This window comes from Georgenia sp. Z1491 (assembly GCF_049856175.1).
In the GTDB taxonomy this organism is placed as follows: domain Bacteria; phylum Actinomycetota; class Actinomycetes; order Actinomycetales; family Actinomycetaceae; genus JB111.
Map to the genome: position 1 here is coordinate 114,313 of NZ_JBNDNA010000003.1, position 24,042 is coordinate 138,354.

Here is a 24,042-nt window from a genome sequence, read left to right on the forward strand (position 1 = left end):
CCCCGGCGTCCTCGGGAGTCTCCGCGGACACCGGCGTGGGAGCGGGTCCGGACGGCGACGACATCGAGCTCTGGCCTCCGGTCGGGCGCCCGCGGGTCGGACGAGTCGGCACCAGGGTAGTCGGGCCGCCGCGGTCCCCGCGGGCGCCCACCCCCGGTCGCCACGGAGGCCGTCGCCGTTCCCCGCGGGCCCCGTCGCCGGTCCACAGGGCATGACGACGAGTCGTGGTCCACAGGTCCAGGGCGAGCGCCCGGTCGGGTGCGGCAGCGTCGGTTCCGACGGCGCATCCCGTGCCGCGGACGGAGGGTGACCATGGGTGGGACGACGGCGGTCGTGGCCGTGCGGGGAGGGGCGCCGGACTCGGCCGGCCGGGACGCGGTGCGGCGGCTCGGCGAGCTGGGTGGCGTGCGCGTGAGCGACGACTGGCGCGGCGCGGCGATCGTCCTCGACGACGTCGGCTCGGGCGAGCTGGTGGTGGTCGCGGGCCCGGAGGTAGGGGCCCGCCTGCAGGTCCCCAGGGATGAGGAACGGCTGCTGGACCTGCTGCTCGGCGCGGTGCCCGCACGGGCGACCCGCGTGGGGGTCGTGGGTGCCCACGGGGGCTCGGGGGCGACGATGCTCGCGGTGGCGCTCGCGAGCGTGCCGGTGCGCGCCGGGATCCCCGTCTCGCTCGTCGACCTCGACCCGGCCGGAGGCGTCGTCGAGCTCCTTACGGGCCTCGAGCGCGACCCGGGGACGCGGTGGGCGGACCTCCGGCGCCAGGAGGGCACGCTGCTGCCCGAGCGACTCGCCACCTCCCTTCCCGCGTTCGAGCACGTCCGCCTCCTCGGGGGCGACCTGCGCGGGGGTGCCGACGTCGACGAGCCCGTCGTGGCCCGGGCCGTGCGCGCCGTCGCCCAGGCCGCCGAGGTCGTCGTCCTCGACCTGCCGCGTACCGTCCTCTTCCGCGCTCAGGACTCCCGCCCGTCGCTGATCGACGACCTCGACCACCTGGTGCTGACGGCGAGCGCCGGGCTGCGCGGCGGTGCCGCCGCGGCAGCCGCGGCACGAGCGCTCGCGAGGTCCTCCGGCGGCCCGGAGATCTCGCTGGTCGTGCGCCGGCGCAGCGGTGAGGACGTCCTCGCGTCCGACGTGGCAGAGGCCTGCGGGCTGCCGCTGCGTGGCGTCGTACGCCACGTACGCACCCTCGACGCGGGCGTCGAGCACGGGGTCGTCCCCGGGGCGCGGCGCGGGCCGCTGCGCGCCGCCGCGGAGGAGGTCGCGGACGCGCTGGGGCTTCTCCCGTGAGGGCGCGACCCGCGTCGGTGTCCGGTGCCTCCTGGGTGCGCGCCGAGGTCGCCGCCGGGCGGAACGTCACCGAGGCTCTCGACGCCGGTACGGTCGGTGCCCTCGGCTCCGGCACGCTCCTGCGCCTCGAGCACGACCTGCGTGCCGAGCTGCTCGGTGCGGGCACCCTGCTCGCCCCCCTCCTGGCCGCTCCCGACGTCACCGACGTCCTCGTCAACGGCCCCTCGGGCGTGTGGGCGGACCGCGGCGAGGGGCTCGTCCCGGTGCCCGACCCGCGTCGGGTGCTCGGCGACGAGAGCGCCGTGCGGGGGCTCGCGACCCGGCTCGCGGCCGCGTGCGGCCGGCGGCTGGACGATGCCGCGCCCGTCGTCGACGGCACGCTGCCCGACGGGACGCGGCTGCACGCCGTCCTCCCGCCGCTCGCCGCGGACGGGACGACGATCTCCCTGCGCACCTTCCGGGACCGGACGCTGTCGCTGGCGGACCTCGTCGGCCTGGGCGCGGTGCCCGCGCACGTCGCACCCGTCCTGAAAGCCCTCGTGCGCAGCCGGGCCAACGTCGTGCTCTCCGGGGCCACCGGTACGGGCAAGACCACGATGCTCGCCGCGCTCCTCGGACTCGCCGACCACCGCGAGCGCATCGTCTGCCTCGAGGACTCGGTCGAGCTGCGCCCCGCGCACCCGCACGTCGTCCATCTCCAGGTCCGCCGACCCAACGTCCAGATGGCCGGCGAGGTCACGCTGGCCGACCTCGTGCGGGCCGCGATGCGGATGCGGCCGGACCGCATCGTGCTCGGCGAGTGCCGCGGAGCCGAGGTCCGTGACGTCCTCGGCGCGCTCAACACGGGCCACGAGGGCGGGTGGGCGACGGTGCACGCGAACACGGCGCAGGACGTGCCCAGCCGCCTCGTCGCGCTCGCGGCGCTCGCCGGGATGACCGAGTCCACGCTCGCCGCGCAGGCCGCCTCCGGGATCGACGCCGTGGTGCACCTGCGGCGGTCCGACGGACGCCGGCACGTCGCCCAGGTCGGCGTGCTCGTCCGGTCCGGAGCACAGCTGGACTGCGTCGACGCGCTGACGGTCGCGCCGGACGGACGGGTGACGGGTGGCCCCGGGGTCGACCGCCTCGCGCACCGGGTCGGCGACGACGTCGTGGCCGCCGCCCTCGCCGCGGTCTCGGCGGAGGACGACGGCCATGACCGGTCCCCGGTCGGCGCCGACGGTGGGCGGACCGGGCAGGCGCGGGCAGGACGGGCGCGGGCCCGGACCGCGGTGGGCGAGGACGCACGGACGGACGGGGCACGTGCGGAACCCGGTCGGCGCGCCGACCGGGCACGGGTGAGGACCGGGGCATGACGTCCGGTGTCCTGCTCGCCGGCGTGCTCGTGCTGCTCGCCGTCGCGCTCCTCGCGCCGCCGCCCAGGCGCGTGCGGCGACCTGCGCGTCGCGCCGTCGGTCCCGCGGCCCCGTTGACACGGCGCAGGCGGCGGCACCGGCCCGTGCAGCTCGATCCCGGCCTGCTGGTGTCCGAGGTCGCCATGCGGCTGCGTGCCGGTTCGGACCCGGGGCGGGCCTGGACCGCCGCGCTGCGCCGGTCCGGTCTCCCGCCCCGTGGCGAGCCCGCCGGGCGTGGGGGTGACGCGGGGGTCGTCGTGGCTCGTTCGTCCGACGGGGAGCTCTCTCGCGCCGGGGCCGCCGGTGCCGTCGAGGGTGTGGCGCCCGTCGGCGCGGCGCGTTCGGCCGGCGCTGCCGCGGGCGAGACCTTCGGGGCCGGCGCCGAGCTCGACGAGAGCGGCGTCCCCGTCGCGCTCCTCGACCTCGCCGGTCGGCTCGGCGGCGGTCCGCGGTCCGCGGGGCGGCCGGGCGCGGGCCGCCGGGCCGGGCCACGGCTCGGCAACCGGGCGGAGCGGGCCTCGGCCCGCGGCGCGCTGGCGGGGGTCGTCGCGGCCTGCCGCGTCACGCGTGCCACCGGTGCGCCGCTGGCGGAGATCCTCGACCGCAGCGCCGTCGGCATCGCCGAGTCGGCGCGCGCTGCCGGGGCGCGTACCGTCGCGCTCGCCGGGCCGCGAGCGACCGGCAGGTTGCTCGGCTGGCTCCCCCTCCTGGGGCTGCTTCTCGGTGCCGCGGTCGGGGCGGACCCGGTCGGGGTCCTGCTCGACGGCGGGCTCGGCACCGTGTGCCTCGTGGTCGGCACGGCGTTCCTCGTCGGCGGCTGGTGCTGGGTGCTCCGCGAGGAGCGCCGGGCCGAGACGGCCGACGCATGAGTGTCCATCTGCTCCTGCTCGCCGTCGCGGCCGTCGCCCCGTGGCTGCTGACCCGCCCGGTCGCCGTTCCTGAACGGCGACGCGGACCGAGCCTGCCCGGACTCGCCCTCGACCCCGCCGTCCTGCTCGACCTGTGCGGGGCGGCCCTCGCGGCCGGCAGCTCCGTGCCCGGCGCGCTGCGCGCCCTCGGCGGTGCCCTGACCGAGATCGGCGACGGGAGCACCGCCCGGGCGCTGCGCCCGGCCGGAGACCTCCTCCTGCTCGGTGCGTCGTGGGAGGAGGCGTGGGCCGGCGCGCCCGCCCACGCGCGGGCGCTGGCCGACTGCCTCGAGCCCGCCTGGAACGACGGCGCCGACCCGGGACCGCTGCTGACGATGCGGGCCGAGACGCTGCGGGCGGACCGGGCCCGGGCGGCCGAGGAGGCCGCGGCGCGACTAGGCGTCCGCCTCGTCCTCCCGCTCGGACTGTGCTTCCTGCCCGCCTTCGTCCTGCTCGGGATCCTGCCCGTGGTCCTCGGCGCGGGGCTCGACCTGCTCGGGCGATGAGGGCCGCGTGCCGCGCGGTGCAGAGCGCCGGCCACGGCGCCCCGAGCGCGGGACAGCTCGCGCGACGCGGGTTCCACAGGTATCCGTCGTGCGCATGGATGCACAGGCCCCGACCGTCCCGGAGCGGGCCGGCACACCGCCTCGGCAGCCTGGTCCCGCGAGCCCGGCACCGGGTCGGGCGCACACCGGGACGAACCGGGGAAGGACGACGACATGCACACGATCACCCAGGCGGCTCACCGCCTCACCACCACCCTTCGTGCACGGCACGGACGCGCGGCGGAGGATCCCGAGGCGGGGATGGCGACCGCCGAGTACGCCATCGGCACGGTCGCGGCGGCCGGCCTCGCCGCGGCGCTCATCGGGATCCTCAACGGCGACGCCGTCATCTCGATGGTGACCGGGCTCATCACGCGGGCGCTCGGGGTCTGATGACCACGCACGCACAGCCGGGGGCCGGGCACCATGCCCGGCCCCCGGCCGCGCCCCGCCGGACGGACGAGGCCGGGTTCCGTCGGACGGGCCGGTCCTCGCGTCACCGGGCGGCCGGCGCCGCGTCCCACCGGCCCGGACCGGACGAGCGCGGCATGGTCACGGCCGAGCTCGCGACCGTCCTGCCCGCCGTCGCCCTCGTCCTCCTGCTCGTCCTCTCGGCGATCGCCACTGGGGCCGCGCACATCCGCGCCACCGACGCGGCCCAGGCCGGCGCGCGGGCCGCCGCCGCCGGGGAGAGCTCCCAGGTGGTCGTCGACCACGCCCAGCGCCTGGCGCCCGACGACGCGAACGTCACGGTGGCGCAGGACGACGGCCTCGTCGTCGTCACGGTCGTGGCGCCGTACCCGGGTCCGCTCTCGCTCGTCGGTGGTCGGGTCATCGCCAGCGCGAGCGCGGTCCCGGAGGAGGCGCTCGTCGGAGAGGGCTCGCCGTGAGTGCCCCGGGTTCCGGGCCGCCTGCCGGGAGGGTCCGGGGCCGAGAGGCCGCGCGGGTCGTCGACCGGGACCGCGAGCACGGTGCGGCGACCGTCCTCGTCGCGGGCGTCGTCGCGTCCATGCTCCTCCTCCTGGTCGGTGTGCTCGCGCTGGCCCGCGTCCAGGTCGCCCGGCAGGAGGCCCAGGGCGCCGCCGACCTCGGCTCCCTGGCCGCCGCCGGTGCGCTCCAGCACGGCGCCGCACCGGCCGAGGCGTGCGCGCGGTCGACCGGGGTGGTGGGCCTCAACGAGGCCGCCACGGTGTCGTGCGAGGTGGAGGGCGAGGAGGTCGTCGTGTCGGCGACGGTGCTCGTGGAGCTCGGCGTGTTCGGGACCTACGACGCGGTGGCTCACGCCCGCGCCGGCCCCGTGCGGTGAGTGCGCCGGCCCCGTGCGGTGAGTGCGCCCGCCACGTGCGGTGGGCGCGCGGTGCCCGGGCGGAGGGAGCGCCAGTCAGAGGTCGCCGGTCGGGGGCGCGTAAGCCTCCGCCTCCGGGTGCCGCTCGGCGGCGCCTGCGAGGACGGTGAGGAGCGCGATCGCTCCCGCCTTGTCCAGCGGGGAGTTGCCGTTGCCGCACTTCGGCGACTGCACGCAGCGCGGGCACCCGGCGACGCACGGGCACGTCCGCACGGTCTCCAGGGTGGCGCGTACCCACTCCACCGATGCGTCGAAGCCGCGGCGCGCGAACCCTGCTCCGCCCGGGAAGCCGTCGTGCACGACCACGGTGGGCCGGCCGGTCTGGTCGTGGGCCTCGGTGGACAGGCCCCCGATGTCCCACCGGTCGCACGTCGCGAGCAGCGGGAGCATGCCGATCGATGCGTGCTCGGCCGCGTGCAGCGCCCCGCCGAGCCGGCCCGGGTCGACGCCCGCCGCCTCGAGGGCGGCCTCGTCGAGGGTCCACCACGTGCCGACCGTGCGGAACGTGCGCGCGTCGAGATCGAGCTGCTCGACCCCGATCTGCCGCTGGTCGGGCACGCGGTAGCGTACGAACGAGTCGACCTGCCCGGTGATCTCGACCTCGCCGGTCGACCAGCGCACTCCGCCGCGTTCGACCACGGCCTCCTCGGACAGGAACCGGACGCTCGAGCTGCTCCGGGCGCGCGTCCGGTACGGCAGGTGGGCGCCGTCGGTGACCATCGCGACGTCGTCGACCCGGGTCTCCACCAGCAGGACCCGGCCCTGGTGGACGTACACCGCGCCGGGGTGGACCGTGGTGTCGGCGTTGCCGGCGTCGACGGTCCCCAGCACGGTGCCCGTCGCGGACTCGACGATCTGGACCTGCCGCTCGGTGCTGCCGCGCAGCGAGGTGAGGTCCTGGGCACGCACGGTGTTCGCCACGTCCCAGTACCAGCCGGTGGGGCGGCGCCGCAGCAGCCCGAGCGTGTCGACGAGGTGGTCGAGGAGCGCGCGCCCGCGCTCGTCCTCGATGCCGAACAGCGCGAGGTCCTCGGCCGTCAGCGGCAGCTCGGCGGCCGCGGCGCACAGGTGGGGCGCGAGGACGTGGGGGTTGGACGGGTCGAACACCGTGGCCTCGACCGGCTCCCCGAGCACGGCCTCGGGGTGGTGGACGAGGAAGGAGTCCAGCGGGTCGGCCGAGGCCACGAGCACGGCCACGCCGTCGGCCCCCGCGCGCCCGGCGCGCCCCGCCTGCTGCCACATCGAGGCGCGCGAGCCGGGCCACCCGCACAGCAGGACCGCGTCGAGCCCCGAGACGTCGATGCCCAGCTCGAGCGCGTTGGTCGTCGCCATCGCGAGCACCTCGCCCGAGCGTAGCCGGGCCTCCAGCGCACGACGCTCCTCGGGGAGGTAGCCCCCGCGGTAGGCACGGACCGTGTCCACGAGGGCGGGCGAGACGAGCGCGAGGTGTCGGCGAGCCGACTCGGCCAGGGCCTCCGCGCCGCGACGGGACCGGACGAACGCCAGCGTCCGGGCACCGGCGGGCACGAGGTCGGCGACGAGCTCGGCGCACTCCGCGAGCGCCGACCTGCGCTCGACCTCGTCGACCTCGGCGCGGTCGAGCACCTCCTCCTCGGCCGCCACCGCGTCCGCGGGGAGTGCCCACGGGTCGTCGTCGCTGTCGCCGCGCGGCGCGTCGTCGACGAGGGGGACCGGCGGCCCGCCCGGGGACGTGGCCGCCGCCGCGGGCGCGGCGCCGACGCGCGAGGGCTCCGAGGACGCGGACCCGGACGAGGCGATTCCGGCCCCCCACCGGTCGGCCGGGGCCGGCTGCCACAGCGCGAGGTAGCGGTCGCCCGCCGGCGAGGCGTCGTCGTCGACCACGACGACCTCGTCGGTCGACGTGCCGATGATCCGGGCGGCGGCGACGCCGGGCTCCGCGCTGGTCGCGGACAGGCAGACGACCGCCGGATCGGCGCCGAGGTGCCGCGCGACCCGCAGGAGCCGCCGCACGACGAGCGCCACGTGAGCGCCGAGGACGCCCCGGTACGCGTGCGCCTCGTCGACCACCACGACCGACAGCCCGCGCAGGACCCGCTCCCAGCGGCGCCGCGACGGGAGCACGGAGTAGTGGACGAAGTCCGGGTTGGTGAGCACGACGTCGGCGTGCTCGCGCGCCCAGTCACGCTCGGTGTCCGGGGTGTCGCCGTCGCACGTGGCCACCCGCACCGAGGTCAGCGAGCTCGCCGCGAGCAGGCCCTCGAGCGCGGTGGCCTGGTCGTGCGCGAGGGCCTTGGTCGGCGCCAGGTACAGAGCCGTCGGCCGACGTGTGTGCCGCGCGATCGACCCCGCGTAAGGGCCCACGGCGGCGAGCGCGCCCGCGCGTACCGCGGACAGCACGGGAAGCCACACGGCCATCGACTTGCCGGAGCCGGTGCCGGTCGCCACCGCCGTGTGCCTTCCCTCGTGGACGGCCTGCGCGGCGGTCACCTGGTGGGTCCACGGCAGCGCCACGCCCAGCCGGCGGTAGCCGGCCACGAGATCGGGGTCGGCCCACGACGGCCAGTCGGCCGTGCGGGCGGGACGGGCCGGCAGGTGCTCGAGGTGGACCAGCCGGTCGTCCTCGGCGCCCACGCGGCGCAGGAGGTCGACGAGTGAGGTCACCGGGACATTCTGCGCCGTACCCGAGTCAGCTCGAGCCCCCCGAGCCCGTGACCGTGGTGGCGACGACAGCGGACATCACGGCGGCGTCGACGGCAGCGACGGCGTCCCTGACCGCCTTGGCGGCCCAGTCGCCCTCGGCCATCTCCTTCACGCGGCGGCGGACCTCCCGACCGCCGAGCCCCTCGACGGGCAGGACCTTGTGGGCGATGTCCATCGCCGAGAGCACGGAGAGCAGCGCGACGGCTCGCGCGTCCCCTCGGCCCTCGGCGATCGCCGCCGTCAGCGCGGCGCGCATCTCGCGCTCGTGCCTGGCGTCGTCCGTCGGCCACGTGGTGCTCGAGAACAGGCCGAGCACCCGCCCCTCCTCGCGCCGCAGGATGCCGCGCTCCGCGAGCGTCTCGAGCAGCGGCTCCCTGGCGGCGCGGCCGAGCCGCGTGACGAGCTCGCTCGCGGTGCGGTCCTTGGCCGTGACCTCCTCCAGAGCGTCGGCGAGAACGGGGTGCTCGGGGGGCGGCGCACCCGTCGGCTCCACGGTCGAGCGCCGGAACAGCCCGGACGGCTCCCCGATCTGGACCCAGCCGCCGAGGGCGAGCTCGGCCAGCAGTGCGCCGCCGAGCCCGGCGACGAGGTAGGAGTGGTGGGTGAAGCGCCCGGAGTCGTCGTCGAGCAGGAGCAGGGTGAGGTCTTCCGCGAGCAGCGTCACACCAGCACGGTAGCGGGCAGGGTGCCCGCAGGCGTGCCGGCCCCGCGCGGCGACCGACCGGTGGTGCCCAGGCGGCGGTGGCGGGAGCGTGATCAGTCCGCGGCGATCACCCCGTCCGCCACCTCGACGCGGATCGGCTCGGCCGCCCAGCTGATCGGCCGCTCGAACGCCGTGTTCGGCGAGGTGAGATGCCCCTCGATGACCAGCTCGTACTCCCCGTCGGGCAGAGGCGTGACGGCGACCGTCTCCCCCGTCTCGTGGTCCCCGCAGGGCATGGGGAACACGGTCGTGGTGGAGGTGGCCGGTGCGCCGATCTCGATCGGCTCCTCGAGGCCGGCGTACGTGACCGTCTCGTCGTCCCCGGCGAGAACGGCGACGACCTCGTCGCTGACGGGGTCGACGAGAACGACGAAGACGGTGTGTGCGAACAGGTCGGTGGAGGTGTAGCCCGGTCCGCCGAGCTCGACCTCCAGGCCGAGACGGGCCGGCGTCGAGCCGTCGAGCAGGCGGACCGCCACGTGGTCGACGGCGCTGGTGTCGCCCCGGGGTCGGTAGACGTCGTCGATCAGCGTCCCGCACACCTCCTGCGCTCGTTCCGAGTACGCGACCTCACCGGGGGCAGACGGCGGGTCGGACCCGTCCGGGTGGTCGGACCCGTCCGGGTGGTCGGACCGGTCCGGCGGGTAGGAGCCCGCCGGTGGGCCCGTGTCGCAGGCGCCCAGCACGAGCATCGATCCGAGCGCGAGCGCACGGACGACGGACCGAGATCGAACGGGGGGTGCAACGCCCGGGTCGGTGGGGGCGACGCGCCCTCGCGCGCGGCCGTGCCGTGCTGCTGCGGTCATCGGGAGCTCCTGTGCTAGTCGCTGTAGGCGTTCTCGCCGGAGTAGCCGATGCCCTCGACGACGGCGTCCGTGACGGTCACGGTGGTCTGCTCCTGTCCCCACATCGCATGCCCGGTGCGCTCGTCGTCCTCGGGGCCCTCGGCGAGCTGTGCGCTGCCGAAGACCGTCATCGTGTACGTCCCGTCCGCCAGGGGCTGCGCCGTGAACTCGGCGTCCTCCTCGACGTCCGTGGGGCATGCCACCGGCACCACCTGGACCCGCGTGCTCGTCCCGCCGGGGGACGGCGCGATCGGCTCGTCCAGCTGGATGGTGCGGGTCAGCTCCCCGTCGTGCGCGGAGAAGCCGACCCAGCGACGGTCGTCATCGGGCGTGAGGAACGAGACGCTGACCGCGTCCGTCAGGTACGGCTGCTCCTGCTCGGGGCCGGTGAGGGTGATCTCGAGCTCGAGGATCGGGTCGTCCGGGGCGGAGACGACCTCGACGCTCACCTCCTCGACGACGCCCTCGTCCGGCAGGATCAGAGTGCGCGGGGCGGGCGCTGTCGCAGCATGGGCCGTCGGTGCCTGGGCAGTTGCCGCATGAGCCGACGCCGCGTGGGCCGGACCGCTCGCGCGCACGCCGCCGTGGTCGTGCCAGAGGTCGGTCGGGTCGGGGCCGTTCACGTAGATGTCCTCGACCTGGTTCGTCGGGACGTGGCAGAGGCTCTCGGCGCTGCTCGAGAAGATCAGCGCGTCGCCGTAGGGGGCCGGGAGATCCTCGGTCAAGCTCGAGCCTCCCGTGCCCGGCCCCTGCGTGCCCGTGCCCTCGGTCCCCGTGCCCTCCGAGCCTCCGGTGCCCGGGCCCTCGGTCCCCGGCTCGGTGTCGGTCCCCGCGCACCCCGCGAGCAGGCCGACGCCGAGAGCGGCGACGAGCACCGTACGGCGGTGGCGGACGGTGCCGCGGGGAAGGCTCGGTGGTGCGCTGTCGCCGGGGACGGATGCGGTGCTCATGCCGGGAGGATGCCCCAGCGTGGGCGCGGCCACCACGCCGGCGGAGGGGAGCGCTCACCGGGGGAGCTCTGCCCGGGCCCCGCGGCGTGCCGCGCCCACCTGGGAGGACGCATCGCTCCGCGTCAGTTACCCTCCTGAGAAGATCAGCCGGCCCCGGGGGGCGGCCGCGACGTCGCCGCCGACGGCCCTCCGGTACCGGCCCTCGTCAGCGCCGTTCGCGGCGCTCCTCACCGTGGAGGACCCGTGCAGGATCTCTCGACCTCGTCCCTCGTCATCGCCGTGTGCGTCGGCGTCCTCGCGATCGGGGCGCTCGCGTTCGCCGTCGTGCTGCGGCGACAGGTGCTCGCCGAACGGTCCGGCAGCGAGAACATGGTCTCCATCGCCCGGGCGGTCCAGGAGGGCGCATCCGCCTACCTGGCCCGGCAGTTCCGCACCCTGGGGGTGTTCGTCGTCGTCATCACGGGGCTGCTCCTCCTGCTGCCGGGCGACATGGACGTCCGCATCGGCCGATCGGTCGCGTTCCTCGTGGGCGCGGCGTTCTCCGCGGCGATCGGGTACCTCGGCATGTGGCTCGCCGTGCGGGCCAACGTACGGGTGGCCGCGGCGGCGACCCGCGCCGACGGCCGCGCCGAGGGGGCGCGGATCGCGTTCCGCACCGGCGGCGCCGTCGGCATGAGCGTCGTCGGCCTCGGGCTGCTCGGGGCCGCGCTCACCGTCGTCGTCTACGGCACCGACGCGCCGGTCGTGCTCGAGGGCTTCGGCTTCGGCGCCGCCCTGCTCGCGATGTTCATGCGGGTCGGCGGCGGGATCTTCACCAAGGCCGCGGACGTCGGCGCCGACCTCGTCGGCAAGGTCGAGCAGGGCATCCCCGAGGACGACCCCCGCAACGCCGCCACGATCGCGGACAACGTGGGCGACAACGTGGGCGACTGCGCCGGCATGGCGGCCGACCTCTTCGAGTCCTACGCGGTCACGCTCGTCGCCTCCCTCATCCTGGGTCGCGCCGCCCTCGGCGAGCACGGCATGATCCTGCCGCTGCTCGTCACCGCGGTGGGCGCCGTCGTCGCCGTCCTCGGCGTCCTCACCACCCGGGTGCGCGGCACGGAGTCGGGCCTCAAGGCGATCTACCGCGGCTTCTACACGGCGGCCGTGGCCGGCGTCGTCCTCGCCGCGATCGCCGCGTTCGCCTACCTGCCCGCCTCCTTCGCCGACACCGTCGGCACCACCGGGACCATCACGGACGTCCCGATCGACGACCCCCGCGTGGTCGCCTCGCTCGCCGTGCTCATCGGCGTGGCGCTCGCCGGGGTCATCCTCTGGCTCACCGGCTTCTACACCGGTACCGGCACGAGCCCCACGAAGCGGGTCGCCGCCACCTCCCGCACCGGTGCGGCCACGGTCGTCCTCGCCGGCATCGGGGTGGGCTTCGAGTCCGCCGTCTACACCGCCGGCGTCATCGCCGCCGCGATCTGCGGGTGCTTCCTCCTCGCGGGCGGGTCGGTGTGGCTGGCCCTGTTCCTCGTGGCGCTCGCGGGCTGCGGCCTGCTCACCACGGTGGGTGTCATCGTGGCGATGGACACCTTCGGCCCGGTCTCGGACAACGCTCAGGGCATCGCCGAGATGTCCGGCGAGGTCGACGAGGAGGGTGCCCAGATCCTCACCGACCTCGACGCCGTGGGGAACACGACGAAGGCCATCACCAAGGGCATCGCGATCGCCACCGCGGTCCTCGCGGCCACCGCCCTGTTCGGCTCCTACGCCGACGTGGTGTCCACCGCCGTGGCCGGCCTCGCCGAGGAGGGCCGCGCCGAGGCGGGCGGCATCGTCGGCGCGATGATGAGCTACGAGCTCATCAGCCCGGTCACGCTGGTCGGCGTCATCCTCGGTGCCGCCACGGTCTTCCTCTTCTCCGGGCTGACGATCGACGCCGTGACCCGCTCCGCCGGGGCGATCGTGCGCGAGGTGCGCCGCCAGTTCCGCGACCTGCCCGGCATCATGACCGGGGAGCAGCGCCCCGAGTACGGCAAGGTCGTCGACATCTGCACCCGCGACTCGCTGCGTGAGCTCGCCACCCCGGGTCTGCTCGCCGCGCTCGCCCCGATCGCCGTGGGTTTCGGTCTCGGGGTCGGGCCGCTCGCGGGCTTCCTCGCCGGCACCATCGCCACCGGCGTCCTCATGGCCGTCTTCCTCGCGAACTCCGGCGGCAGCTGGGACAACGCGAAGAAGATCGTCGAGGACGGCCACCACGGCGGCAAGGGCAGCGCGCAGCATGAGGCCGTGGTCATCGGCGACACCGTGGGCGACCCGTTCAAGGACACCGCCGGCCCCGCGATCAACCCGCTCATCAAGGTGATGAACCTCGTCGCCCTGCTCATCGCGCCGTTGGTCGTCGAGTGGTCCGTCCCCGCCGACGCCAACCACGCGCTGCGGATCGGGCTCGCGACCGTGGCCGGGCTCGTCGCCGTCGGTGCCGTGCTCGTGTCCCGGAGGCGGGCGGTCCGCGCCGAGGAGCGCGAGCTGGCCGACGCCGGGATCTCCTGACCGCCGGCGCCACGACGCCGTCGGCGCCTCCTGACCGCCTGTGCCTCCTGACCGCCCGCGCCTGGTGACTGCCTGCGGCTCGTGCCCGCCTGCGCCACGTGCCCGCCTGGGGAAGCGGCTCGCCCTACGCTCGAGGGGTGCAGCCGCTTCCCGAGGAGACGCTCGCCGCCGCGTGGCGGCACGCCGGATTCACCCCCGACGGCGTCGCCCGGCTCCTCGGTCCGTTGGCCGAGACGCTGCTCGCGACCGGAAGCCGCGTGCCGGCGCGCGCCGCGCTCGACGCCGCCGGCACCGCGGACCAGGAGCTCGCAGTCTGGGTCCGGCTCTTCGTGCTCGGCGAGCGCGTCGACGCGGCCGACCTGACGTCGCGCGGACCGACGGGGGAGCCGGACGTCGTCGTCCTTCTCGTCGCCCTCGGCCTGACGGAGTCCGACGGGACGACGGTGACGCCGCTCGTTACCGTCGCCCCTGTCGACCTCGGGGACCGGACCGGCTGGGCGGTGTCCGACCGCCTGGTCCCCGGCGTCGCGCCCGGACCGGAGCACGTCGTCGGCGTCGGCGCCGCCACCCGCACCCTCGACACGCTCACCGTGCGGCCCCGCCCGGGGGACCGGCTGCTCGACGTCGGCACCGGCGGCGGCTACCTCGCGCTGCGGGCCGCCGCCGCGGGGGCCCGCGTCGTCGCCACCGACGTCAACCCGCGCGCGCTCGCCCTCACCGGCCTCGGCGCCGACCTCAGCGCCGTGAGCATCGACCTGTGGCGGGGATCCCTGTTCGAGCCCGTCCGCGGCCAGTTCGACCGGATCGTCTCCAACCCGCCGTTCGTCGTCTCCGGCCGCACCGGCGCCGAGCGCACCACCTACCGCGACGGCGGGGCCGCGGGCGACGCCCTGGTCGCCGAGCTCCTCCGCGGCGTCGGTGAGCACCTCGCGCCCGGCGGCACGGCCCAGCTGCTCGCGAACTGGGAGCACCTGGGCGGCGAGGACTGGCGCCAGCGGGTCGGCGGCTGGGTCGATACCGACCTCGACCTGTGGGTCGTCCAGCGCGACGCCGCGGACCCCGCGACCTACGTCGACACCTGGCTGCGCGACGGCGGTGCCCACCCCGCCGCCGGCCGGGAGGAGTTCGAGGCGCAGGCCGCGCGCTGGCTCGGTGACCTTGAGGACCGCGGCGTGAGCGCCATCGGCATGGGGCACGTCACCGTGCGCCGCCCGGGCGCGGACGAGCCGGCCGGCGCGCCGTGGCGCCGCCTCGAGGACGCGGACGGGCTGGGCAGCGGGCGGCTCGGCGACCACGTCGCCGCCGTGCTCGACGCCGTCGCCCTCCTGCGCCCCGCGCTCGTCGACGACGAGGCCCTGCTCGCGGCCACAGTCGTCGTCGCCGCGGACGTCACCGAGGTCCGTCATCATCGGCCCGGCGCGGGCCAGCCCGAGGTCATCGAGCTCGTCCAGGGCGGGGGATACGCGCGGACGGTGCGCGCCTCGACCGGTCTGTCCGCCGTCGTCGGGGCCTGCGACGGGGAGCTGCCGCTCGGTGTACTCGTCGACGCCGTGGCCGGGCTCCTGGACGTCGACGCGACCGGTCTGCGGACCGAGCTGGTCCCCCAGCTGCGCGAGCTGATCGAGACGGGGATGCTCGCCCCTGCCTGACCGGGCGGACGGGTGACGTACCCCCACCGGTGCGGGGGTCGACCGACGAGTGAGGGGACTGGATCCCTGCACTCGTGCTCGGGCCCCTCGCTCGTCGGGCTTCTCCGGTCGTCAGGGCTACGCGACCGTGGGTCAGCTGCGACGCGTGTAGCGGAGCAGGACGACGCCCGCGTCGAACGAGCGGGTCTCGGCGAGCTCCAAGTCACGCAGCTCGTGCGCGTCGGTGAACAGGCGACGACCGGTGCCGACGACGACCGGGTAGACGAACAGCCGCAGCTCGTCGACCGTGCCGCGGGCGAGCAGCTGCTGGGCGAGCGAGATGCTGCCTGTCAGCACGATGTCGGCGCCCTCGCGGGAGGTCAGCTCGCTGATCTGGGAGTCGAGGTCGTCACCGCCGCGCAGGACGGTCGTGCCGTCCCAGCCCGGGTTCTCGAGGCTCGCGGAGACGACGTACTTCTCCACACGGTCGAGGTGGTTCGTCACGCCGGTCGTATCGTCCACCCGCTGCGGCCAGAAGCCGCGCATCTCCTCGAACGTGATGCGCCCGACGAGGAAGCCGTCCGAGGCGGCCGCGTGCTCACGCGTGATCTCCGCGAGCTGCCGGCCCTGGGTCGAGTCGTCAGTCGGGTCGAACCACGACCCGTCGTTCTCGACGACCCCGTCCAGGGTGATGTTCTCCGTGATGACGATTCTGCGTGTCATGTCGCCGGCTCCCTTGTCGGTCCCTGCATGGACGTTCACTGAACGGGCATCTCCTGCATGGCCTGGCGATCTCGGAAGGCGCGGACCTTGGCGCGGTTTCCGCAGCGGGCCATCGAGCACCAGGTGCGCCGGCCGCCGCGCGAGAGGTCGAGGAAGACCATCGGGCAACCGTGGCCGTCGCAGTTCCGGAGGCGATCCGTGTCGTCACGGAGGTGGACGAGCGCGTCCCGGGCGATGGTCGCGAGCGCCTGGCAGGCGGCCGGGTCGGTGGGCGGTTCGTGGCCTGGGAACACCGGCGGCAGGTCGGGCTGGGCGGCCAGCTCGGCGAGGTGGGGGAGGTCGTCGTCGGGGGAGGCCGTGCCACTGCCGTTGCTGACCCCGGCGGCCGAACGGACGAGCCGGGTGAGGCGGTCGCGCAGGTCGAGGGCCGCGGCGAGCTCCTCGTCGGTCAGCGGCAGCAGCGGCCGCCCGAGGTGTTCGCCGAGCCAGCCGTCGAGCTCGTCGGCGGTGGAGATGATGCCGTCCCGCCACTGTCCGACCCCGAACTCGCCGGTGTAGACGTAGTCGAGGAACAGCGCGCCCGAGTCGAACGTCCACGACTGCCCGTCCCACGTGCGGATGCGTTCCGCCATGACCATCACCTCCGGTAACTGTCTAATGAGGTTACGGACGGTGCGCCGGGTCGTCAACGGTTCGGTCGGAGGTCCAGTGCCTGTCCCGCTCGACGAGACACAGGGGAGGCCGCGCGAGCGCGGGAACAACCACGCCGCCACGGAGTTGACCCAGCAGTGAAGCGCATCGGATTCCTCACCTTCGGGAACTGGCGGGACGTCGGCGGCAGCGCCGTGAGCACGGCCGCCGACGCCCACCTGCAGACCATCGAGCTCGCGGAGGCCGCCGAGGAGATCGGCATCGACGGCGCCTACCTGCGGGTGCACCACTTCGCGCCGCAGCTCGCGTCCCCGTTCCCGCTGCTCGCGGCGATCGCAGCGCGCACGTCCCGCATCGAGATGGGCACCGGCGTGATCGACATGCGCTACGAGAACCCGCTCTACCTCGCGGAGGAGGCCGCGGCCACGGACCTCATCGCCGGCGGCCGTCTCCAGCTCGGCATCTCGCGGGGCTCCCCGGAGCCCGCGCAGGACGGCGCCGCGGCCTTCGGCTACCGGGCGCCGGAGGGGCAGACCATGGCCGACGTCGCCCGCACCAAGGCCGACATCGCGCGTCAGGCGATCCGCGGCGCCGGCGTCGTCATGTCCGACCCCGGCCAGACCGGGCAGAGCGTGCCGCTCGCGGTCCAGTCCCTGTCCGACGGCCTCGACCGGCGCCTGTGGTGGGGCGCCGGCAGCCGGGCCACCGCGCGTTGGGCCGCCGAGGAGGGGTACAACCTCATGTCCTCCACGCTGCTCACCGAGGACACGGGCGTGCCGTTCGACGAGCTCCAGGCCGAGCAGATCCAGGTGTTTCGCGACGCCTGGGCCGAGGAGGGCCGCGACTGGGAGCCCCGCGTCTCCGTCTCCCGCTCGGTGTTCCCGATCGTCTCCGACCTCGACCGCCGCTACTTCGGCTCGCGCAGCGAGGACAGCGAGGACCAGGTCGGCGTCCTCGAGGGCGTGCGCTCCCGGTTCGGCCGCACGTATGCCGACGAGCCCGACGTCGTCGCCGCGGAGCTCGCCGCCGACGCCGCGGTCCAGGCGGCCGACACCCTGCTCGTCACCGTGCCCAACATGCTGGGCGTGGACTACAACGCGGCCCTTCTGGAGAGCATCGTGCGGCACGTCGCGCCAGCGCTCGGTCGGGACTGAGCGGCCGGCGAGATGCCCTGGCTCCCTTGGCTCTCCTGAACCCCATGTCGCCGAGTCAGTCAGCTATCCATCGAGTCGGTCGACGAGGGCGGTTGACTGGGCACGTTGCCGATTGCCTCGGCGAGACGGGCGGGGTGGGGGGCGGCCGGCGGGCGGGGCGGGGGCGCCGAGAAGTTGCGGGTGACCGGCCCCGAGCTGGACGCCGTCAGGACCGCGCGAGCAGCACCATGACCTCGTCGTGGGCGGTGTGCGGGAACATGTCGAACAGTCGCGCCGCGACGGGCGCCAGCGACGGCATCCGCCCCAGGTCCCGCGCGAGCGTCGTCGCGTTGCACGAGGAGTACAGGACGTGACCCGCGCCCGAGCCCTCGAGCCGTCCGGCGAGCTCCTCGGAGAGCCCGCGCCGCGGCGGGTTGACCACCACGAGGTCCGGGGCCCCCGACGACGACGCCAGCGCCCAGGCGGTCGCGTCACCGTCGGCGAAGGTCACCCGATCGGCGACGCCGCCACGCGCGGCGGCCGAGAACTACGAGACGACCGAGTAACTGCCCGTACGTGTCCGGGCAGGTCGGCCCAATGCCGGTCGCGGCACCGTTGTGTGCGTGCGTCTCTCCGACGGAGAGCACGGGCGGTTGCAGCGGGCGGTCACGGAGGCCAATCTCCCGGTCTCCTCCCTCATCCGGCTCTGAGCGCTCGATCGGCTGCACGCCGAGGACCAGGGGGTTGGCGGCACGGTCGCGAATCGGCTTGAGCGGGAGGTGTTCCTGCGTCCCGCCTGACACTAAGCTGCCTGCACCCTCGTCATCGTCGTCAGCTGGGGGCGACCACATAGCGCCGACACAATCAGACCGCCGGCATCGCGATCGCCGTGGTCGGCCCGCTCGCGTCCGGTGCCGGCCTGGGGGAGGACTGGAAGGACCGCGGGACATCGAGGCGGCTCTGCCCGCGCAGATGACAGTTCGCACCGCTCGACGCTCAGGGCGCGTCCACCCGAAGATGGCCCGCTCGGAGGGAGTCCATCAGTGCCGCCCAGGTTTCGGGCAGCTCGTAGTGCAGCTCGCGGGCGGATGCTGCCCGGTCGGGGTCTGCCGGGCAGTGCGTCGCGCCCCAGTTCCCGATCGTCGCCAGCACGGGGACCAGGTCCACGCCACGATCGGTGAGGCTGTAGATGGCCTTCTGCTTGTGCGTCGGATCGCCCGATCGGGTGAGGATCCCTGACTCGGTCAGGCGGTCGAGCCGGTCGGCGAGGACGCTGCTCGTGATCCTCTCGTCCGATCCGCGCAGGAGCTCACGGAAGTGGCGGCGGTCGTCGAAGACGATGTCGCGCAGGATGAGCAGCGTCCATCGGTCGCCGAACAACTCGACGGCGAGATTGATCGGGCAGCCGGATCGTCCGGTCGTCGCCACGCCTCAGCCCTGCGTCGTGTCGTAGTGGTGGATCTCCGCCTCGAGCAGGTCGACCGTGGCATCGAGGGCCGAGACCATCGGCCAGTGTCCGCTGACGATGTGTTTCCGTCGCCACTCTGAGGCGGTCTTCGCTACCGGAGGCGCCCCGTTCCATGCCTGTTCGAGGCCGCCGCTCGGCGTCAGGGCGACGTAGGTCGAGGGCTGGTGCTCGACCGGTGCAGACAGCTCGGCGGGGTCGAGGATTGTCCGCCCGGGATGAGGCGTGAACCTCGCGGCCAGGAAGTCGCGGTCGCTCGGTGCGAGGTCTGCCTCGTGGTCGAGCATCTCTCGAGCAGGGGCGAGCCACAGGCCACCCGCCGCTTCGATGTCCGCGCGCTCCCGGGCGCGCTCATTGTCGGAGCTACCCCAGTCATCGAGCAGCGAGCGCCTGGACGTCGGCACGAACGCGCCCACATGGATGAGTCCGAGCACCTGGTCACCGAGCCGGTCCGCGGCGGACGCAGTGACGATGCCGGAGTAGGAGTGCGAGACGAGGATGACAGGTCGGGAGCCCTTGGATTCGACGAGCTCGACGAGCTGCCGGACGTGGTCGTCGAGGCGAACGGCGGCGATGTCTGCGCTGGACTCGTGGGGCTGCAGGCCTCCGAGCGAGATCGTCTCGGCGTCGATACTTCGGTCGCGTAGGCGCTCCACGGTCGGCTCCCAGATCCACCCGCCCATCCATGCGCCTGGAACCAGGACGGTCGTCGCTGCCGATGCGATCATGTTCTCCTCCTTGCTGGTCGTGATTCACGAGCAGTTCTACGTTATTCGCAACTGGTAGCAAATCACAAGCAGTGCGCGGCGGCGCGACGCCTGAGTCTCGATCGGGAGCTGTCCGACGAGAAGTCGCTCTACCTCGCGGAGAAGCCCGCGCTCGACGACTTCGCCGAGTCAGTCAGCTATCCATCGAGTCGGTCGACCGGGGCACTGACTGGGCGCGTTGCCGACTGCCTCGGCGAGACAGGCGGGGGCGCCGAGAAGCTGCGGTGCCGGGGCCCCAGACAGGGTGACCTCAGACTCGCTCGAGCAGCACCATGACCTCGTCGTGGGCGGTGTGCGGGAACATGTCGAACAGTCGCGCCGCGACGGGCGCCAGCGACGGCATCCGCCCCAGGTCCCGCGCGAGCGTCGTCGCGTTGCACGAGGAGTACAGGACGTGACCCGCGCCCGAGCCCTCGAGCCGTCCGGCGAGCTCCTCGGAGAGCCCGCGCCGCGGCGGGTTGACCACCACGAGGTCCGGGGCCCCCGACGACGACGCCAGCGCCCAGGCGGTCGCGTCACCGTCGGCGAAGGTCACCCGATCGGCGACGCCGCCACGCGCGGCGGCCGCTCGGGCCCCGGCGACGGCGTCGGGAGAGGACTCGATGCCGACCACCCGTGGCGAGCGGGCCGCGCCGGCGCCGACTGTTGCGTCTGCCGTTGCACCCTCGCCGGCCCCCGTGCCGACCTTCGCGACGGCGAGGGCGAACCCGCCCACCCCGCAGTACAGGTCCCACGCGGTCCCCGGCCCGATCTCGGCCGCCCACGCCGCAGCCTGGCCGTACATGGCCTCGGCGATCGCCGTGTTCGTCTGGAAGAACGAGCGCGGCGGCAGCTCCAGATCGAGCGGCCCGCCGGGCAGCGAGAGCCGCATCGGCAACGCCGACCGCTCGGTGAGCACGATCTCCTCCTCGCCCTCGAGCAGCGCCACGTGGGCGGGCAGCAGGTTGACGGTGACCACGGCCAGGTTCGGCAGGTCGGACAGCAGCCGGGGCAGATGCCTGCGGATCCGGCCGAGCTGGTCGCGCGAGCGGAGCACGAACCGCATCATCAGCTCACCCGCCGGCGAGACGGTCACGAGGACGTGCTTGAGCTCGCCGCGGCGACCGGGCACGTCGTAGGGGACGAGCCCGGCCCGGGCGATCATGTCCGCGACCACGGGCAGCGCCTCGGTGATCGGCGGCGGGTAGAGGTGGCAGCCGCGCAGGTCCACGCCGGCGCCCGCCGGGTCGAGGATGCCGAGCGTCGGCGCGCCCGTCCGCCCGGCCACGACCATCTTCGCCTTGTTCCGGAAGCCCTCGTCGGCCGAGGCCACCGGCTCCAACCAGGCGCCTGCCGGCACCGAGGTGAGCAGCTCGCGCCGGGCGCGGACCTTGGTGGCAAGCTGCTCGGGGTAGGGGGTGCGCAGGAAGGTGCACGAGCGGCAGCGCCCGTCGTCGAAGTACTCGCACCTCACCCGCGCACGGTATCCCCGACGCCGACGCCGACGCCGACGCCGACGCCGACGCCGACGCCGACGCCGACGCCTCGGCGGCGTCACCCACGAGCGGCCGTCGTCCCCTCGCCGGGCCGCCGTCGCCTACCATCGGCCGGGCCGGCCCGCGTCGTCGCGGGAGGTCGCTGTTACGGTCGGGCCAGGCCGACCAGCCCGTGCCGGCACAGCCCGTCCCGGCACAGCCCCGCCCGCCCAGCCCCCATCGGTAAGGATCGCCCCGCGCATGCCCCGCAAGCTCGTCATCGTCGAGTCGCCCGCCAAGGCCCGCACCATCGGCGGCTATCTCGGCCCCGACTTCGAGGTCGAGGCCTCGATCGGGCACGTGCGCGACCTCCCGCAGCCCTCCGAGCTGCCCGCGGACATGAAGAAGGGGCCGTACGGGAAGTTCGCCGTCGACGTCGAGGGCGACTTCGAGCCGTACTACGTGGTCGACGCCGACAAGAAGAAGAAGGTCGCCGAGCTCAGGCGCAAGATGAAGGACGCCGACGAGCTCTACCTCGCCACTGATGAGGACCGGGAGGGCGAGGCCATCGCCTGGCACCTGCACCAGGTGCTCAACCCGAAGATCCCCGTCTACCGGATGGTCTTCCACGAGATCACCAACGACGCGATCAACCGCGCCCTGGAGAGCCCCCGCGAGATCGACGCCCCGCTCGTCGACGCGCAGGAGACCCGCCGGATCCTCGACCGCCTCGTCGGCTACGAGGTCTCGCCGCTGCTGTGGCGCAAGGTCCGCTCGGGGCTGTCCGCCGGCCGCGTGCAGTCCGTCGCCACCCGCCTGGTCGTCGAGCGCGAGCGCGAGCGCATGGCGTTCCGCGCCGCCTCCTACTGGTCCGTGCAGGGCACCTACACGGCGCCGGACGCGCCGGAGTCCTTCGACGCCCGCCTGGTCGAGCTCGACGGCGCCCGCGTGGCCACCGGCCGCGACTTCGGCGACGACGGCGTGCTCACCGAGAGGGCCCGCGGCGTCGTCGTGCTCGACGAGGCCTCGGCGACCGCGGTGGCGACCGCCCTGCGCGGGGCGACCAGTGCCGTCGAGGGCGTGGAGACCAAGCCCTACCGCCGGCGTCCCGCCGCACCGTTCACCACGTCGACGCTCCAGCAGGAGGCGTCCCGCAAGCTCCGCCTCGCCTCCCGCGAGGCGATGCGCGTGGCGCAGGGCCTGTACGAGAACGGTTTCATCACGTACATGCGGACGGACTCCACGAACCTGTCCTCCGAGGCGGTCGGCGCCGCGCGGCGCCGGGCCACCGAGCTGTACGGCCCCGCGAGCATCCCCGACAAGCCGCGGCTCTACGCGGGCAAGGCCAAGGGCGCCCAGGAGGCGCACGAGGCCATCCGCCCCGCCGGGGACCAGATGCGCACCCCGGACGAGCTGGCGTCCCAGCTCGACCCGGCCGCCCTGCGCCTGTACGACCTCATCTGGAAGCGCACGGTCGCCTCCCAGATGATCGACGCCACCGGCTCGACCGCCACCCTGCGGGTCGCCGCCGACCTCACGGGCAGCGAGGCCGACGCCGAGCGCGCGATCCTCACCGCCTCGGGCACCGTCATCACCGAGCGCGGGTTCCTCGCGGCCTACGAGGAGGGGCGCGACGACGAGCGGCACCGCGACAAGGACGGCGAGACCCGCCTGCCGGACGTGTCCTCGGGCGACGTGCTCGACGTCCTGGGTGCCGAGGCCTCGGGCCACGAGACCACGCCGCCGCCGCGGTACACGGAGGCCTCCCTGGTCAAGGCGCTCGAGGAGCGCGGCATCGGCCGCCCCTCGACGTATGCCGCGACCATCGGCGTGATCACGGACCGCGGCTACGTCACCCGCCGCGGGCAGGCGCTCGTCGCGAGCTGGCTCGCGTTCTCCGTGGTGCGCCTCCTGGAGGAGAACCTGCCGCGCCTCGTCGACTACGACTTCACCGCCGAGATGGAGTCCGACCTGGACCGGATCGCCACCGGCGAGCTCGACCGGACCGACTGGCTCGCCCACTTCTACCGGGGCGGCGAGGGCCGCGAGGGCCTGCGGGCCCTCGTCGAGGGGCTCGGCGACATCGACGCCCGCGCCGTCAACTCGATCGACATCGGCGAGGGGATCACGGTCCGCGTCGGCCGGTACGGCCCCTACGTCGAGGAGGCCCCGGCCGCGGACGCGAAGCCGGGCGAGGACGGTGCCGCGCCCGTGGGGCGCCGCGCGTCGATCCCCGACGACGTCGCCCCCGACGAGCTGAGCGTCGCCAGGGCGAAGGAGCTGCTCGAGGCCCAGGCCGACGACGGCCGCGAGCTGGGCGAGGACCCGGAGACCGGGCACACGATCATCGCGAAGAACGGCCGCTTCGGCCCCTACGTCACCGAGGTGCTGCCCGAGCCCGAGCGGACGGCGTCCGGACGGAAGAAGCCGGGCCAGCCCAAGCCGCGCACCGCCTCCCTGTTCAAGGACATGGACCTGGCGACCGTCGACATCGACGACGCCCTCAGGCTGCTGTCGCTGCCCCGCGTGATCGGTCAGGACCCCGCGAGCGGGGAGGACATCACGGCGCAGAACGGCCGCTACGGCCCCTACCTCAAGAAGGGCACCGACTCGAGGTCCCTCGAGACCGAGGACCAGATCTTCGGCCTCACGCTCGAGCAGGCCCTCGAGATCTACGCCCAGCCCAAGCGTCGCCGCGGCGCGACCGCCCGGCCCCCGCTCAAGGAGCTCGGCACCGACCCCGTCTCGGAGAAGCCGGTGATCGTGAAGGACGGCCGCTTCGGCCCCTACGTCACGGACGGCACGACCAACGCCACGCTGCGCAAGGACGATCCGATCGAGACGCTGACGAACGAGCGCGCCTACGAGCTGCTCGCGGAGAAACGAGCCAAGGGCCCCGCCAAGAAGCCCGCCCGGAAGGCTCCCGCCAAGAAGCCGGCCGCCAAGAAGCCCGCGGCGAGGAAGCCCGCGACGGGGAAGAAGTAGCCGCGTCCACAGGCCCCGGCGGGCGCGGCACAGGTG

20 protein-coding genes and 1 pseudogene are annotated in these 24,042 nt (G+C 74.7%); 11 read left to right on the top strand and 10 right to left on the bottom strand.

What is annotated here, in order from left to right:
- Positions 1-312 precede the first annotated feature (312 nt).
- The 7 genes from ssd to ACPYO4_RS04535 all read left to right on the top strand — a co-directional run bounded on the left by ssd (position 313) and on the right by ACPYO4_RS04535 (position 5,440).
- Positions 313-1,287 (top strand): septum site-determining protein Ssd, encoded by a 975-nt coding sequence (gene ssd, locus ACPYO4_RS04505; RefSeq protein ID WP_425708022.1) that lies wholly within the window; start codon positions 313-315, stop codon positions 1,285-1,287.
- Positions 1,284-2,642, top strand: coding sequence for a TadA family conjugal transfer-associated ATPase (locus ACPYO4_RS04510; protein WP_425708023.1), 1,359 nt, complete (start codon positions 1,284-1,286; stop codon positions 2,640-2,642). The genes ssd and ACPYO4_RS04510 overlap by 4 nt, the downstream gene beginning before the upstream one ends.
- Positions 2,639-3,550 (top strand): hypothetical protein, encoded by a 912-nt coding sequence (locus tag ACPYO4_RS04515; RefSeq protein WP_425708024.1) that lies wholly within the window; start codon positions 2,639-2,641, stop codon positions 3,548-3,550. The genes ACPYO4_RS04510 and ACPYO4_RS04515 overlap by 4 nt, the downstream gene beginning before the upstream one ends.
- Positions 3,547-4,095: a type II secretion system F family protein gene (locus tag ACPYO4_RS04520; RefSeq protein ID WP_425708025.1), complete on the top strand. Its 549-nt coding sequence runs from the start codon at positions 3,547-3,549 to the stop codon at positions 4,093-4,095. The genes ACPYO4_RS04515 and ACPYO4_RS04520 overlap by 4 nt, the downstream gene beginning before the upstream one ends.
- Positions 4,096-4,308: 213 nt before the next feature.
- Positions 4,309-4,527: a DUF4244 domain-containing protein gene (locus tag ACPYO4_RS04525; protein WP_425708026.1), complete on the top strand. Its 219-nt coding sequence runs from the start codon at positions 4,309-4,311 to the stop codon at positions 4,525-4,527.
- Positions 4,528-4,682: 155 nt separating this feature from the next.
- Positions 4,683-5,024 (top strand): TadE family type IV pilus minor pilin, encoded by a 342-nt coding sequence (locus ACPYO4_RS04530; protein ID WP_425708027.1) that lies wholly within the window; start codon positions 4,683-4,685, stop codon positions 5,022-5,024.
- Positions 5,021-5,440, top strand: coding sequence for an Rv3654c family TadE-like protein (locus ACPYO4_RS04535; protein WP_425708028.1), 420 nt, complete (start codon positions 5,021-5,023; stop codon positions 5,438-5,440). Before ACPYO4_RS04530 ends, ACPYO4_RS04535 begins: the two co-directional genes overlap by 4 nt.
- A gap of 75 nt (positions 5,441-5,515) precedes the next feature.
- Here the strand turns inward: ACPYO4_RS04535 and ACPYO4_RS04540 are convergent, their stop codons facing one another.
- The 4 genes from ACPYO4_RS04540 to ACPYO4_RS04555 all read right to left on the bottom strand — a co-directional run bounded on the left by ACPYO4_RS04540 (position 5,516) and on the right by ACPYO4_RS04555 (position 10,659).
- Entirely contained in the window at positions 5,516-8,122 is a 2,607-nt protein-coding gene (locus ACPYO4_RS04540; protein WP_425708029.1) for a DEAD/DEAH box helicase, read from the bottom strand.
- Positions 8,123-8,147: 25 nt separating this feature from the next.
- A complete protein-coding gene (locus ACPYO4_RS04545) occupies positions 8,148-8,825 on the bottom strand; it encodes a GOLPH3/VPS74 family protein (RefSeq protein WP_425708030.1) in 678 nt (225 codons plus the stop codon).
- A gap of 92 nt (positions 8,826-8,917) precedes the next feature.
- Positions 8,918-9,670, bottom strand: coding sequence for a hypothetical protein (locus ACPYO4_RS04550; RefSeq protein WP_425708031.1), 753 nt, complete (start codon positions 9,668-9,670; stop codon positions 8,918-8,920).
- A 14-nt stretch (positions 9,671-9,684) separates the two neighbouring features.
- The gene (locus ACPYO4_RS04555; RefSeq protein ID WP_425708032.1) at positions 9,685-10,659 is read right to left on the bottom strand and encodes a hypothetical protein; all 975 of its coding nucleotides are present in this window, start codon (positions 10,657-10,659) and stop codon (positions 9,685-9,687) included.
- 243 nt (positions 10,660-10,902) lie between these two features.
- On the opposite strand from ACPYO4_RS04555, the gene ACPYO4_RS04560 reads away from it, so the two are divergent.
- Together ACPYO4_RS04560 and ACPYO4_RS04565 are read left to right on the top strand one after the other, a co-directional pair.
- Positions 10,903-13,200 carry a sodium-translocating pyrophosphatase gene (locus ACPYO4_RS04560; RefSeq protein ID WP_425708033.1) on the top strand — a complete coding sequence of 766 codons (2,298 nt, stop codon included), beginning with the start codon at positions 10,903-10,905 and terminating at the stop codon, positions 13,198-13,200.
- A gap of 137 nt (positions 13,201-13,337) precedes the next feature.
- Entirely contained in the window at positions 13,338-14,849 is a 1,512-nt protein-coding gene (locus ACPYO4_RS04565) for a DUF7059 domain-containing protein (protein WP_425708034.1), read from the top strand.
- Between the two features lie 132 nt (positions 14,850-14,981).
- Here the strand turns inward: ACPYO4_RS04565 and ACPYO4_RS04570 are convergent, their stop codons facing one another.
- Positions 14,982-15,551, bottom strand: a complete 570-nt coding sequence (locus ACPYO4_RS04570; RefSeq protein WP_425708035.1) for a dihydrofolate reductase family protein — start codon at positions 15,549-15,551, stop codon at positions 14,982-14,984.
- Between the two features lie 35 nt (positions 15,552-15,586).
- The gene (locus ACPYO4_RS04575) at positions 15,587-16,183 is read right to left on the bottom strand and encodes a CGNR zinc finger domain-containing protein (RefSeq protein ID WP_425708036.1); all 597 of its coding nucleotides are present in this window, start codon (positions 16,181-16,183) and stop codon (positions 15,587-15,589) included.
- A 156-nt stretch (positions 16,184-16,339) separates the two neighbouring features.
- Between ACPYO4_RS04575 and ACPYO4_RS04580 the strand changes: the two genes are divergently transcribed.
- Positions 16,340-17,356, top strand: coding sequence for an LLM class flavin-dependent oxidoreductase (locus tag ACPYO4_RS04580; protein ID WP_425708037.1), 1,017 nt, complete (start codon positions 16,340-16,342; stop codon positions 17,354-17,356).
- Between the two features lie 205 nt (positions 17,357-17,561).
- On the opposite strand, the pseudogene ACPYO4_RS04585 reads toward ACPYO4_RS04580, so the two are convergent.
- From ACPYO4_RS04585 to ACPYO4_RS04600, 4 genes and pseudogenes are all read right to left on the bottom strand, one after another.
- Positions 17,562-17,849 (bottom strand): annotated as a pseudogene (locus ACPYO4_RS04585) (23S rRNA (uracil(747)-C(5))-methyltransferase); the annotation flags it as partial.
- 482 nt (positions 17,850-18,331) lie between these two features.
- Complete coding sequence (locus ACPYO4_RS04590) at positions 18,332-18,763, bottom strand: winged helix-turn-helix transcriptional regulator (RefSeq protein WP_425708038.1); 432 nt, start codon at positions 18,761-18,763, stop codon at positions 18,332-18,334.
- Between the two features lie 3 nt (positions 18,764-18,766).
- Positions 18,767-19,528 (bottom strand): alpha/beta fold hydrolase, encoded by a 762-nt coding sequence (locus ACPYO4_RS04595; RefSeq protein WP_425708039.1) that lies wholly within the window; start codon positions 19,526-19,528, stop codon positions 18,767-18,769.
- Between the two features lie 289 nt (positions 19,529-19,817).
- Positions 19,818-21,020, bottom strand: coding sequence for a methyltransferase domain-containing protein (locus ACPYO4_RS04600; protein ID WP_425708040.1), 1,203 nt, complete (start codon positions 21,018-21,020; stop codon positions 19,818-19,820).
- A gap of 262 nt (positions 21,021-21,282) precedes the next feature.
- Here ACPYO4_RS04600 and topA point away from each other — a divergent pair, with 262 nt between their 5' ends.
- Positions 21,283-24,006 (top strand): type I DNA topoisomerase, encoded by a 2,724-nt coding sequence (gene topA / locus ACPYO4_RS04605; RefSeq protein ID WP_425708041.1) that lies wholly within the window; start codon positions 21,283-21,285, stop codon positions 24,004-24,006.
- Positions 24,007-24,042: the final 36 nt, after the last annotated feature.